Annotated in this window: 15 protein-coding genes; 8 read left to right on the top strand and 7 right to left on the bottom strand. The window is 66.9% G+C overall.

The genetic code is table 11. The features are described from left to right. Nucleotides 1–64 precede the first annotated feature (64 nt). Entirely contained in the window at nucleotides 65–1,498 is a 1,434-nt protein-coding gene (locus tag ACWIGI_RS04295) for a thiolase family protein (protein ID WP_454201026.1), read from the bottom strand. 400 nt (nucleotides 1,499–1,898) lie between these two features. Between ACWIGI_RS04295 and ACWIGI_RS04290 the strand changes: the two genes are divergently transcribed. From ACWIGI_RS04290 to ACWIGI_RS04280, 3 genes are read left to right on the top strand one after another with little or no spacing between them, the layout of a single operon-like run. Further along, nucleotides 1,899–2,732, top strand: a complete 834-nt coding sequence (locus ACWIGI_RS04290) for a hypothetical protein (protein ID WP_454200901.1) — start codon at nucleotides 1,899–1,901, stop codon at nucleotides 2,730–2,732. 37 nt (nucleotides 2,733–2,769) lie between these two features. Next, a complete protein-coding gene (locus tag ACWIGI_RS04285; RefSeq protein ID WP_454200900.1) occupies nucleotides 2,770–4,698 on the top strand; it encodes a fumarate reductase/succinate dehydrogenase flavoprotein subunit in 1,929 nt (642 codons plus the stop codon). A gap of 2 nt (nucleotides 4,699–4,700) precedes the next feature. Continuing rightward, entirely contained in the window at nucleotides 4,701–5,447 is a 747-nt protein-coding gene (locus tag ACWIGI_RS04280) for a succinate dehydrogenase/fumarate reductase iron-sulfur subunit (RefSeq protein ID WP_454200899.1), read from the top strand. 135 nt (nucleotides 5,448–5,582) lie between these two features. Here ACWIGI_RS04280 and ACWIGI_RS04275 read toward each other — a convergent pair whose 3' ends face one another. The 3 genes from ACWIGI_RS04275 to ACWIGI_RS04265 form a co-directional block, all read right to left on the bottom strand. Further along, complete coding sequence (locus ACWIGI_RS04275) at nucleotides 5,583–5,738, bottom strand: hypothetical protein (RefSeq protein ID WP_454200898.1); 156 nt, start codon at nucleotides 5,736–5,738, stop codon at nucleotides 5,583–5,585. Nucleotides 5,739–5,911: 173 nt separating this feature from the next. Continuing rightward, a complete protein-coding gene (locus tag ACWIGI_RS04270) occupies nucleotides 5,912–6,115 on the bottom strand; it encodes a DUF397 domain-containing protein (protein ID WP_454200897.1) in 204 nt (67 codons plus the stop codon). Between the two features lie 28 nt (nucleotides 6,116–6,143). Then, nucleotides 6,144–7,028 carry a helix-turn-helix domain-containing protein gene (locus tag ACWIGI_RS04265; protein ID WP_454200896.1) on the bottom strand — a complete coding sequence of 295 codons (885 nt, stop codon included), beginning with the start codon at nucleotides 7,026–7,028 and terminating at the stop codon, nucleotides 6,144–6,146. A gap of 490 nt (nucleotides 7,029–7,518) precedes the next feature. On the opposite strand from ACWIGI_RS04265, the gene ACWIGI_RS04260 reads away from it, so the two are divergent. The 4 genes from ACWIGI_RS04260 to ACWIGI_RS04245 all read left to right on the top strand — a co-directional run bounded on the left by ACWIGI_RS04260 (nucleotide 7,519) and on the right by ACWIGI_RS04245 (nucleotide 9,291). After that, nucleotides 7,519–7,656 carry a hypothetical protein gene (locus ACWIGI_RS04260; protein WP_454200895.1) on the top strand — a complete coding sequence of 46 codons (138 nt, stop codon included), beginning with the start codon at nucleotides 7,519–7,521 and terminating at the stop codon, nucleotides 7,654–7,656. Next, a complete protein-coding gene (locus ACWIGI_RS04255; RefSeq protein ID WP_454200894.1) occupies nucleotides 7,653–7,811 on the top strand; it encodes a hypothetical protein in 159 nt (52 codons plus the stop codon). Before ACWIGI_RS04260 ends, ACWIGI_RS04255 begins: the two co-directional genes overlap by 4 nt. Nucleotides 7,812–7,925: 114 nt before the next feature. Continuing rightward, nucleotides 7,926–8,792, top strand: coding sequence for a carbohydrate ABC transporter permease (locus tag ACWIGI_RS04250; protein WP_454200893.1), 867 nt, complete (start codon nucleotides 7,926–7,928; stop codon nucleotides 8,790–8,792). Next, nucleotides 8,782–9,291: a carbohydrate ABC transporter permease gene (locus ACWIGI_RS04245; RefSeq protein WP_454200892.1), complete on the top strand. Its 510-nt coding sequence runs from the start codon at nucleotides 8,782–8,784 to the stop codon at nucleotides 9,289–9,291. The genes ACWIGI_RS04250 and ACWIGI_RS04245 overlap by 11 nt, the downstream gene beginning before the upstream one ends. 129 nt (nucleotides 9,292–9,420) lie before the next feature. Here ACWIGI_RS04245 and ACWIGI_RS04240 read toward each other — a convergent pair whose 3' ends face one another. Next, nucleotides 9,421–10,002 (bottom strand): hypothetical protein, encoded by a 582-nt coding sequence (locus ACWIGI_RS04240; RefSeq protein ID WP_454200891.1) that lies wholly within the window; start codon nucleotides 10,000–10,002, stop codon nucleotides 9,421–9,423. Between the two features lie 418 nt (nucleotides 10,003–10,420). Between ACWIGI_RS04240 and ACWIGI_RS04235 the strand changes: the two genes are divergently transcribed. Further along, a complete protein-coding gene (locus ACWIGI_RS04235) occupies nucleotides 10,421–10,711 on the top strand; it encodes a hypothetical protein (RefSeq protein ID WP_454200890.1) in 291 nt (96 codons plus the stop codon). Nucleotides 10,712–10,718: 7 nt separating this feature from the next. Here ACWIGI_RS04235 and ACWIGI_RS04230 read toward each other — a convergent pair whose 3' ends face one another. Further along, nucleotides 10,719–12,170 carry an ROK family protein gene (locus ACWIGI_RS04230; RefSeq protein ID WP_454200889.1) on the bottom strand — a complete coding sequence of 484 codons (1,452 nt, stop codon included), beginning with the start codon at nucleotides 12,168–12,170 and terminating at the stop codon, nucleotides 10,719–10,721. Between the two features lie 17 nt (nucleotides 12,171–12,187). Further along, entirely contained in the window at nucleotides 12,188–12,682 is a 495-nt protein-coding gene (locus ACWIGI_RS04225) for a hypothetical protein (protein WP_454200888.1), read from the bottom strand. Nucleotides 12,683–12,741: the final 59 nt, after the last annotated feature.

Genomic DNA, 12,741 nt, shown 5'->3' with positions numbered 1-12,741 from the left:
CGCGGCGGGTGCCGCCGTGTGTCCGGGTCCGGGCACGGCCGGACCGATCACCCCCGGGCGCCGATCACCCGCGGTGCCGCCCCCGGCCGATCCGGCTCTGCCGCGCCCCGTGGAAGCGGGCGCCGCGCGGGGCCGGGGCCAGCCGCTCGGCGTCGGCGGACTCGAACAGCGCGGCCAGGGCCCGGCCGGGCCCGGTCGGCGCGGCGACCAGGCCGAAACCGCCGTCGCGGCGGTCCAATTCGTGCATCAGCGTGGTGACCATGCGCAGGCCCCCGGCATTGCCCGGGTCGCCGAGCGCGATGGCCGCGCCGTGCACGTTCAGCTGTTCCACCGGATCGAAGCCGTTGTTCTCGCGCTCCCAGACCCGGGTCAGGGCCAGCACCTCCACCGCGCTGGTCTCGTCGATCTCGGCCAGATCCAGATCGTTGGCGGTCAGGCCGTTGCGCGCGAGCACCCGGTCCATCGCCACCCCGGCGACCGGCAGGACGGCGTCGGGCTCCGCGGTGGCGGTGGCCCAGCCGACGACGTAGCCCAGGGCCTGCAGACCCAGTTCGTCGAGCCGGTCCTCGGCCACCACCAGGCAGCCGGACGCGGCGAGCGTGCGAGCGCTGCAGTTGCCGACGGTGCGCACCCCGCCGGGCACGAAGGGCTCGAGGGCGGCGAAGGCGCGATGCGAGACGTCGTCGCGCAGGCCCTCGTCCCGGTCGACCAGTTGCACCACACCGGAATTCGCGTCGTCGGGGATGGCGTTCACCACCACCGGCGCGATCTCCGCGCCGAAGATGCCCTGGCGCCGGGCCCGGGCCGCGCGGCGATGACTGGCCGCGGCGAACTCGTCGGCCTCGGCGCGGCCGATGCCGTAGTGCTGGGCCAGCAGTTCGACCTGTTTGGATTCCCTTCCGCCGTGCGCGGTTTCGGCGTTCGCCCAGACCGCGAGCTGCTCGCCGGTGTCCGGCCCCGGCGGGCCGCCGCGCAGGACGAAGCCCGGGCCGCCGCGATTGTCGGGGCGCTGGTTGCCGCGCAGCCCGCCGGCGATGGAGAGATCGAAGCCGCCGGGGCCGTTGCCCCGCGGTCCACCGGGCCCGTCACCTCGCGGTCCGCCCGGCGGGTCGACCCGTGGCACGCCCGGATGCCGTTGCGCCCCCGGCGATTGCGCCGGAACCGGCGCGGGCGGCGGGCCGGGGTATTCGGCGCCGAGCGCCAGCACCACGTCGGCCGATCCGGTCTGCACCATCATGGCGGCGGTGATCAGCGCGCGCAGGCCGCCGCCGGTGGCCGCGCCGACCGCGAATTCGTCCAGGGTGCACGGCAGCCCGGCCAGCGGGATCGCGCCGCGCACGGCGGCCGCGTCCGGCGTCGCCGTGACGAGCTGGTCGATCCGGTGCGGGTCGATGCCCGAGCGCCCTACCACAGCGCTGAGCACGGTCGAAATCAAGCGCCGCGGCGCGACGCCCGATAGCGCCCCGCCCGGGAGCCCGACGGGTGTGCGCATGGGCATTACGATCGCGGCTCGCCTCATCGCCGGTGTTCCTTCCCGCTTCCCCTCGCATTCGGATCGCCGAGGGGTTTCCTGCTTCGGAGAAAAGGTCACCACACCCTTGTTGCTGGGGTGTGACGGAGCGGGAACGGATGATTGCGCTGTTCGTACGTGCTTTCCGTGGGCGTTTCGTCGTATTCGCGAAACTCACTGCGGTGCCGCGTTCTTCGCGAGATAGCCGTTCGTTCACCAATCGAACGACCGACCGTGCGAACGCCGGATTGTGTTGCAAATCACTCGATCACGAATTCGCCGTACCCAGCTCGAGTGATAGCCGCCCTGTCGTAGGGTGCTCACCATCACATTCGATGCCGGAGGTAACGATGACGTTCCACGGGATAGAGCAGCGAGGCATCCAGCAGTGAGCGCCGCACCGATCAAGGCTCCCGAATCGAACGCGACCGGGGTATTCAGTAGGAGTCGCGCCGCGATTGCCGCGCGCACGCTGCGTACCGACCGGTGGTGGCTCCCGCCGCTGCTGACCGTGCTGGGGCTGTCCGCCTTCATCATCTACGCGACCGTCAGAGCCTTTGTGCGCTCGGCGTATTACGTCGCGGACTACCACTACCTGACGCCGTTCTACTCACCGTGCGTGAGCGACTCGTGCGTCGAGGGCTCCGCCCATTTCGGCACGCCGCTGGGCGAGCTGCCCATGTGGATCCCGCTGGGCTTCCTGGTGCTGCCGTTCCTGCTCGGCTTCCGGCTCACCTGCTACTACTACCGCAAGGCCTACTACCGGTCCGTGTGGTTCTCCCCGCCGGCCTGCGCGGTCGCCGAGCCGCACGCGAAATACACCGGTGAGACCAAACTTCCGCTGATCATCCAGAACGCGCACCGCTACTTCTTCTACGTGGCGATCATCGTCTCGCTGATCAACACCTACGACGCGCTCGCGGCGTTCCACGGCAAGGACGGCGGGTTCGGGTTCGGCCTGGGCAACATCGTGCTGCTGGGCAACGTGATCCTGCTGTGGGCCTACACGGTGTCGTGCCACTCCTGCCGCCACATCGCGGGCGGGCGGCTCAAGCACTTCTCCAAACATCCGGTGCGCTACTGGTACTGGACCCAGGTGTCCAAGCTCAACACCCGTCACATGCAGCTGGCCTGGACCACGCTCGGCACCCTGGTGCTCACCGACTTCTACGTCATGTTGGTCGCGAGCGAAACGATCAAAGATCTCCGATTCATCGGCTGATTCCTAATTCACATGTCTCCCAGGAGTATTCGGTCCTATGCCTGAAGTCGAACGGCACAAGTACGACGTCGTCGTGATCGGCGCCGGGGGCGCCGGACTGCGCGCGGTCATCGAAGCCCGTGAACACGGCCTCTCGGTCGCGGTGGTGTGCAAATCGCTGTTCGGCAAGGCGCACACCGTCATGGCCGAGGGCGGCTGCGCGGCCGCCATGGGCAACGCCAACGAGAAGGACAGCTGGCAGACCCATTTCAAGGACACCATGCGCGGTGGCAAGTTCCTGAACAACTGGCGGATGGCCGAACTGCACGCGCAGGAAGCGCCGGACCGGGTCTGGGAGCTGGAAACCTATGGGGCGCTGTTCGATCGCACCAAGGACGGGCGCATCAGCCAGCGCAACTTCGGCGGGCACACCTACCCGCGACTGGCCCACGTCGGCGACCGCACCGGACTCGAACTCATCAGAACCATGCAGCAGAAGATCGTCTCGCTGCAGCAGGAGGACTTCGCCCAGACCGGCGACTACGAGGCCCGCATCAAGGTCTTCGCCGAATGCACCGTCACCGAACTGCTCAAGGACGGCGACCGGATCTCCGGGGCCTTCGGGTACTGGCGGGAATCGGGCCGGTTCATCCTCTTCGAGACCCCCGCGGTGGTACTGGCCACCGGCGGCATCGGCAAGTCCTACAAGACCACTTCGAACTCCTGGGAGTACACCGGCGACGGGCACGCGCTGGCCCTGCGCGCCGGGGCGACCCTGATCAACATGGAGTTCCTGCAGTTCCATCCGACCGGCATGGTCTGGCCGCCCAGCGTGCGCGGCATCCTGGTCACCGAGGGCGTGCGCGGCGACGGCGGGGTGCTCAAGAACACCGAGGGCAAGCGGTTCATGTTCGACTACATCCCCGCGGTGTTCAAGGGGCAGTACGCCGAATCGGAGGAGGAGGCGGATCAGTGGCTGAAGGACAACGACTCCGCGCGCCGCACCCCGGACCTGCTGCCCCGTGACGAGGTGGCCCGCGCCATCAACGAAGAGGTGAAGGCGGGACGCGGCACCAAGAACGGCGGCGTGTACCTGGACATCGCCTCGCGGATGCCCGCGGCCGAGATCGTCAAGCGGCTGCCGTCGATGCACCACCAGTTCAAGGAACTCGCGGACGTCGACATCACCAAAGAACCCATGGAGGTGGGGCCGACCTGCCACTACGTCATGGGCGGCATCGAGGTGAATCCCGATACCGGGGCCGCCACGGTGCCCGGACTGTTCGCCGCCGGTGAGTGTTCCGGCGGTATGCACGGCTCGAACCGGCTCGGCGGCAACTCCCTGTCGGATCTGCTGGTGTTCGGCCGGCGCGCGGGCCTGGGCGCGGCGACCTACGTGGAACAGCTCGCGCAGCGCCCCGCGATCACCGACAACGACATCGCCGCGGCGGCCAAATCCGCTGTCGCGCCGTTCGATTCGCCCGGCGAGGGCAGCGGTGAGAACCCCTACACCATGCACCTGGATCTGCAGCAGACCATGAACGACCTGGTCGGCATCATCCGCAAGGAACACGAGCTGAAGCAGGCCATCGAGAAGCTGTCCGAACTGCGGGACCGCTACGACGGCGTCACCATCGAGGGCCACCGGCAGTTCAATCCCGGCTGGCACCTGGCGCTCGACCTGCGCAACATGCTCCTGATCAGCGAATGCGTGGCCCAGGCCGCGCTGCTGCGCACCGAGAGCCGCGGCGGGCACACCCGCGACGACTTCCCGGGTATGGACGCGGCCTGGCGCAACAAACTGCTGGTGTGCCGGATCGACCCGGACGAGGTCGGCTTCTCCGTGCCGGCGGTGACGGTGACCCCGGAGGACCAGGAACCCATGCGCGCGGACCTGCTCGCGCTGTTCGACGGTTCCGAGCTCGAAAAGTACTACAGCCCAGCCGAACTCGCCCCCGTGGCGGACGGCGCCGGAAAGGCGGAATAGCCATGGGTTACGACGCGAAATTCAGGGTCTGGCGCGGTGATCCCGAGGGGGGTGGACTGCAGGACTACACCGTCGAGGTCAACGAGGGCGAGGTGGTGCTCGACGTCATCCACCGCCTGCAGGCCACCCAGACCCCCGATCTGGCGGTGCGCTGGAATTGCAAGGCGGGCAAGTGCGGTTCGTGTTCGGCCGAGGTGAACGGGCGGCCCAAACTGCTGTGCATGTGCCGCATGTCGACCTTCACCGAGGACGAAGTGGTGACGGTGACACCCATGCGCACCTTCCCGGTGATTCGCGACCTGGTCACCGACGTGTCGTTCAATTACCGCAAGGCGCGCGAGATTCCGTCCTTCACCCCGCCGGTCGATCTCAAGCCCGGGGACTATCGCATGCAGCAGCGCGATGTGGAGCGATCGCAGGAATTCCGCAAATGCATCGAATGCTTCCTGTGCCAGAACACCTGTCACGTCGTGCGCGATCACGAGGAGAACAAGGAGGCCTTCTCCGGGCCGCGCTACCTCATGCGCATCGCGGAACTGGAAATGCATCCGCTCGACGTCGGTGATCGGCGTGATCTCGCCCAGGACGACGCCGGGCTCGGGCTGTGCAATATCACCAAGTGCTGCACCGAGGTATGCCCCGAGCACATTCAGATCACCGACAACGCGCTGATCCCGCTCAAGGAGCGGGTGGTGGACAACCGGTACGACCCGCTGGTCTGGCTGGGTAACAAGCTCTTCCGCCGCTAGCGACCGCGGGCGCCGATTCCCGGACGATACGGCAGAGGGTGGCACTCGAAATCGAGTGCCACCCTTCGTGCTTTACCCGAGGTCGGAGCATCTTCCGGTGCGCCCCATGCCGATTCGGAGCACGGGAACGCCGAGTCAGAGCATGGCGACGACCCCGAGCGCCACCGCGCCGACCAGTACACCCACGGCCAGCGCGGGCATCAATGCTCCGGTGAGTACGTATATGCCCATCGCCGATACCGCGAAGAGCATCCCCACGATCAGCCGTTCGACCCAGTCGTCAGGACCCATTTTCCGATACCGGGGACGATAATTTCTCAATCCACGGTCCACGGTTTATGGGTTACCCATGCTTAGCTGCGGCAAACATGTTTTCGTTGCACAACGGTCGCCGGATCGTGATCTTCCGAACCGGCGGGCGGCGAACAGCGGGTTCACCGCCCGGCAGCCTCATGAGCTGGGATTCAGGCCTCGAACGCACCGCTTTCGACGGCCGCGGTGAACGCCGCCCATTCCCCCGCGGCGAATACCAGCGCCGGCCCGTCCGGATTCTTGCTGTCGCGCACGCCGACCCGTGCGGCCGCCAGGAACGCCACCTCCACGCATTCCTTGCCCGCGCCGCTGCGGCTGCTCTTGAACCAGCGAGCCTCGGCCAGCTCCATGCTCATCGTGCATCCTCTTCCCACGCTCGGTCCTTCATGAGTAGTCCTTGCCGACCTGCCGCAGCAGGTTCCTGCTGTCCTGTGCGTCCAGGGCGCAGTCCGCGAGGTGATCGCGCGCCCGGCGATAACGCTGTACGTCGCCCTGTCTTTCGAGATAGAGATCGCCCGTGAAGCCTTCGACATAGACCACGGGCGGTTCCACCGGCTGCCCCTTGGTGTCGGATCCGAACTCCAGGATCACGAACGGACCGGTCGAAAGTCCCAGGGGGACACCGGCTGTGAAGGGCAGGATGCGTAAATCGACATTGGGCCGGGTACTCAGTTCCGCCAAGTGCCGCACCTGTGTCGCCATCACTTTTGCACCTCCCACTGTGCGGCGCAAGACCGATTCGTGCAACACCATGGCGACCGTCGCCGGATGCATGCGCCGGGTGATCATCGCCTGCCGCTGCATGCGCAGCTGAACGCGCCGATCCACCTCCGCGGCGGTGTCATCCGGGTAGCCGAGGCCGTTCAGGGCCCTTGCGTATTCGGCCGTCTGCAGCAGCCCCGGCACCAATTCCGATTGGTAGCAGGACAACTGCTGGGCGGATGCCTCGAGTCCGACGTAGACGTCGAAGTTCTCCGGAATCAGATCGCCGTAGGAGTGCCACCAGCTCTTGACCGCGGCCTGCTGCGCCAAACCCTTGAGCCCCTCGGCGATCTCGGCCGGGATGCCGTAGATGCGGCACAGCTCGTGGATGTCGATGGTGCGGATGCGATCGGCGTTACCCTTCTCCAGCCGCTGCAGCGTGCTCGCGCCCCACTCCATGAGCCTGGCGGCGTCGGCGATGGTCAGGCCGGCCTGACTGCGCCAATCCCGTAGATAGCGCCCCAGCTGACGACGAGGCAGGGTGGATGACGCAGGACTATCTGACACGGCGAGCTCCGTCTCGATCGCGAGCGGGAAGGGCCGGCGCGAGTGAGCGCCCGCTTTCCCTCGGGGATAGTGTTGCGGTACACCGGCTCCCGCCCGGAGCTCGCTTCGCGGCTGTCACCCGGCCGGCCACACGGCTCTGACCCGGGCCGCTTCACGGCAGCGCGTGGGAGCTTCGTCCACTATGGGGAATCCTCCTCCCCCAAACGGATTCGCTGCTGGGAATTCGCGCAATTTTGCGTTCTCCTTTTCGAAACTCCTCCGCCGGACGTCTGCTCGTGGTGTGCTGGATATGTGCCCGGAGAGGTGTTGCTAGGCCCCTTTCCTTTCCTGAGTCCTCCGGGCACTTCAGGAATCCCTTGCTGGAACGAGGAGTCATGGCCGAAGTCGTCACCCCTTCTCACCCTTTCGAGGCGGAGGTCGGAACATGCAACTGACCGCCCTCAACATGCATGTCGCCGGGTTGCTGCGGTGTCGCAGGGATCCGGGTCTCATGAGCGTCGACGAAGCCCATTCGGCGATGCAACTCCATCTGGATTGCACCGTCGAGACCTGCCAGGTACGCCGGCGAGCCCGGGCGACGCTGGTGGAGGAGGGACGATGCGTGCTCGACGAGCGCGCACTGCCGTGACGGGCGGTCCCGACCGGTACGAGCGCATCGTGCACCGCCTGCTGTGGTGGCTGCTCGATCGTCGCACCGGCGCCGCCGCGACCAGGGTCGTCCGGGGAAGGCCCCTGGCCGCACAGACCGCTGCCGCAACGCCTTTCGATCGCCGCCGCGCCTAGACCTCCGCGCGCGACGGTGCTGGCAGTCCCGCCGGCAGCACCGCGGTCCGGTTCATCCGCTCCACAGACGGCGGATGAACCGGACCGTACCCCCGCACGGTAGCGTCCACCCCCATGAGCCGGTCGTATCGGCGTATCGCCACCGGTTATGCCCTGCTGCTGCCCAGCCTGCTCGGTATCGGCTGCTTTCTGGTGCTGCCGATCGCCGTCGTGCTGTGGCTGAGCCTGCACAGCTGGAATCTCCTGGGGCCCATCGAGTTCAGTGGCGCCGACAACTGGCGTTCGGTACTCACCGACCGTGAGTTCGGGCGTTCGCTGCTGGTGACGCTCGCCCTCACCGCCCTGGTGGTCCCCGCGCAGACCGCGCTGGGTTTCACCGTCGCGGCGCTGCTCGCCCGCCGTAGCCGCGGCGGCACCGCGCTGCGGGTGGTCTACGCCCTGCCCTGGATGTGCGCGCCGGTCGCGGTCGGCGTGCTGTGGCAGTGGATGTTCGCGCCCACCGACGGCGCGCTGAACGCGCTGCTGGGCCGGCGCGTCGAATGGCTCAGCGAACCGGCGCTGGCACTGCCCGCGGTGGCCGCCGTCATCGTGTGGATGAATCTGGGCTACGTCGCCCTGTTCTTCTTCGCGGGCCTGCGCGCCATACCCGGCGAGATCCTCGACGCCGGAACCCTGGACGGGGCGACGGGCTGGCGTCGCACCCGCTGGCTGCTGCTGCCGCTGCTGCGCCCGACCATGTTCTTCGTCCTGGCGACCGGCGTGCTGAGCACCTTCCAGACCTTCGACGTGGTGTACGCGCTCACCCGGGGCGGGCCCGACCACCGCACGGATGTCGTTGCCATGCGGATGTATTCGGAGGCGTTCGACGCGGCGCGGCCGGGGCGGGCGGCGGTCATGGCGGCGGTGGTGTTCGCGGTGGTCCTGATCGTCACCCTCGCGCAGCAGCGGTACTTCCGGGATCGGACCGTCTATGAGTACTGAGTCCCGGACCCGGGCCGCGCGGGGCATCGCCGCGTACGCGATCCTGCTGGCGGGCGCGCTGCTCACGGTCGCGCCGCTGGTCCTCAGCGCCATGACCGCGGCCAAGACCCCCGAGGGGTTCGCGCGCGAATCCGCGCTCGCCCCACCGGATCCGGCGACCGCGGAGAACTTCGCCACCGTGCTGGACCAGGGGCTCGGCCGGGCGGTGCTGGTGACCGCGCTCATGACGGCGTTCATCACCTTCGGCCAGCTGATCTGCTCGATCATGGCGGCCTACGCGTTCGCGCGCCTGAGCTTTCCCGGGCGGGACGTGCTGTTCGGGGTGTATCTGGGGACCATGATGGTGCCCGCGGCGGTGACCCTGATACCGCTGTATCTGATGTTCGCGCGGCTGTCCCCCGCGACGCCCGGCCGACCGGCAGTCAGCTGGCCGACTCGGGGCGAGATGAGCAGCAGTGGGCCAAGGTTCGCGATGGACGCGTGGCCCCGGGCCACGTGACGGACGTCGAATTGCGCGCCGAACGCGACCACCTCGTCCATCTCGCCGGAATATCTCCAAACAGCATGAAGGCGTGGACCTGACGAAGGGCTCCACTTCGGTGGAGCCCTTCGTCATGTCCATGGTGGACTACTTGTGCGGTTCCCAGATGATGCCGCTGACCTCGATGCTGCGCGGGTAGCCGGTGGGTTCCTTCATCCATGTGAAGCGGACGATGCCGATCCGCTGCGCCTGGGTCTTCACGCACACGGTGCTGCCGGAGGGGATCTCGTCGAGCGTCAGCCGGGTGGTGCCGTAGGTGGCGTTCCAGCAGTTCGCAAAGTTCGGATCGGCGACCCGGGCCAGAACGACCCCGTGCAGAGCCGAGACGCCGAACTGCATATGCAGAGCGAGGTCAGCGCGGTCCTGGCTCGCCTCGGTCCAGTCGGTGAACTTCATGCCCCACCAGTCGGTACCGGCCGCGATCGCCGAACCCCAGTATTTCATCGCGGGATCGGACACCGGCGCTGGGATGGTGCGGGTTTCGGCCGGCGCGTCCTGCACCAGCAGCACCACGACCGTGATCACCAACGTCACGACCGTGGCGATGCCGCTTGTGACCGTCCAGAACCGGGCGCTGGTCGCGAGGTTCAAGAGCTTGCGGCCGACGCCAGGCTTCTCGCTCTTCTCGCTCTGCTCGCTGTTGGTGCTTTTGTCGGACAGCTTGGTCACTGTGCCTGCTCCTTACTGCGGTCCCCCTTGCGGCCTATTGGCCACTGTTGATGGTTACCCTGGGGCCACCCTACATGTGCCTTGCAGACTTGAGCCACCGACCATCCGGATTCATTCCACGGGATACCTTGCTCCTTCATCCTTGGTCAACGGAATCGCCGAAACTGACCAAGGACAAAGTTGCGATTTGATAAAGTCCGGGGGCTTCCCATCGCTGGATGGCGACAAGAATCGGCAGGTAGAGTACAAATGAAGTGTTGAGACCATCGGTCTCAAGGAGCAAGGGTGCTGGGGCTCGACGCCGAACTTGGCCGCAGGTGATAGTGGTCACTTTCATTGGTCGGGCGGTGGATCAAGGTGGTTCGCTACTCGATCGGCGCGGTGACCGGGCGCCAACTCGCGAAGGCAGTTGTGGATTATGACGAAAAGTGAAGACGAAATGCAGACCGGAAGCGCCAAGCTGGGGGCCGACAAGGCGCCGGTGCAGATCAATGCCAAGATCGATTGGGTTCTCGCCGTCGGCGCAAAGCGCCTGGCCAAGCAGCGCGGGTTGACCCTCAATGTCTATCTTGCCCGCCTCATCGCCGAGGATCTCGCCAAGGACGCCGAGACCATCCGACAGCAGTTCGCCGACGAAGAGCAGGACTTGGCGGCAGAGAAGAAGGCGATGCTCGAAGCGCTGACCAAGTTCGAGGCTTCCCGCTCGTAACCGGAGCTCACTCGGCGTGGACTGCCAGGTTCTCCGTTTCGGTCGGCTCCACTGTTTGGTCATCGGCGAACGGGCCGTCGCTCTGCGTGAGCGCTGCGGGGGTTTCGTCGGCTAGTGCCCGTTCGATGACTACGTCCAAGACGCTGACGGCGGCCGCCCGCGCTCCCAGCAGGGCAAGTTCGTGTGGGTGATCCGGTAGTGCCTTGAATTCGACGCCGGTCGTCGCGTCCGGCACGTCGAGGGCGAAGGTTCTCATGACCTCGAGCTCAGCGGCTTTGACGTACTCGGCCTCTGCCGTGCCCTCCGCGGCGTTCTTGAACGCCGCGGGGACGTGGACGATGAGCAGGCTGGGGGCGACGACGTTGCACACGTTAGACAGCGCGCGCCCCAGTGCCGCGCCGGCATGGGCGTAGACCTCGTACGGGTCGGCGCCGGGTTTTGCCAGTTCCGCGCCGATGCTGTCCGGCGTGGAGATGCCGTCAACATGCCCGCGGCGTCCGCACGGGCATTTGGCTGGCTGTAGCGCGCTGGTCCAACGGGGTTCGGCCGCGGTCTCGGAGCTGGTCGGCCATCCGGGAGGACAGTCGACGACGAGGTGGCCGACTTCCATAGCGCGCCCGGCCTGTCCCCGTCGGACCCGACCGTCCATCACTAGGCCGCCACCGACGCCTCCTTGGAAAACTGCCACGACCGCCAGATCGGCGTGGGCGTATCTGAGGTCGCGGATAGCCAAGGCCGCCAGGGCGGCGGCGTCGTTCTCGATAACGATGGGGATCTCGCCGAAGGTTTCGGTGAAGACCTGGCGGAGTTCGGCTTCCAGGTTCACGGGGAACGGTTCGAGCTTGGTCATGTCGACGATCGGGGTGACAGTGCCGTTGAGCACGGGGGCGCCGAGTTCGACGCCGAGCCCGAACAGCGCGGGCAGGTTACCGCCGCGGTCCTGGGTCACCTGATCGAGCAGCGACTCGACCTGGTGGTGTACGAGCACGGCAAGTTCGGCCCAGCGTGCGTAGTCGGCGCCGGTGAGTTCGTCGGATTCCTCGGCCAGGACGGTCGATCCGGCAATGTCGCACAGCGTGGTGGTGACCGCGGCGGGCACGTCCTTGTCGAGCACGACGTGCACGGCGGCGGTGACGTATCCCTTCCCGATGCGCAGCCGTTGGACGTAGTGGCGCTTGCCCTGCCGACGCCGAACATCCTCATCGAGGAGCCCGAACCAGGTCAGACGTTTGGCGGCCTTGCTCAGCGTGGCCTGCGCCAGTGTGCGGCGGTCAATCAGCCGGGGTGCCTGCGGCAAGCCGGCCGCGAGTTCGGCGCGGGTCACCGATTCCGGTGTCAGGCGCACCATTCGCGCCAGCACGGTCCCAAGCAGTTCCAGGCTGACGACGCCGGTCTGGGTCTTGGGAATTTTGGCAAAAGCGATGGTGCACAGTGGATTACGGAACTCACCGTTGGACACCTGGTCTCCTGTTCGTCTTAGCGAACACGGACGACGAACGCGGCCTGCTCACACTCGACCTCGCGCTCAAGGTCACTGAACTGGAAGTCGCGATCGTAGCCTGCGAGCCGGGCCTGGCCGCGGAACACCACGTAGGCGACCGCGAAATTGGTGTCCTGGTCCCAGTGCGGGTGCTTGAGTCCCAGCAGCGACAGGACGAGGAAGTACAGCAAGGAGGCAGTGGTGCAGTGCGGCAGCGGTCCCTCGGTCCGGCGCTGCAATTCCTCCCAGATCGGCTGGAACAGATCCGTGCGCAGACGGTGCCGGTCGGCGTTCGCGAGATCGGCGGCCAGCGCCGGATACGCCTCAGCGCCACTACAAATCAGCTCGTAGATGCCGTTGAGCAGCCTGTCTGCGGCATCGCCCTCGCCTTCCAGGCCGCCATCGCCCGCCAGCCAGTCATCACCAGCTAACGAGTCGGATTCGGTGTCGAGAATCAGGTCGGGCACGGCCAGCGGATCGCTGTCGCTCATGGTGCCCTCCCCGGACTGTGGAGATGTCATACCTGTTGGTCTTACTAACTTTTCCGGCT

This window comes from Nocardia sp. NPDC055321 (genome assembly GCF_053645575.1).
The sequence above is the reverse complement of the archived record's forward strand: the minus strand, read 5'-3'. Positions and strand labels throughout refer to the sequence as shown.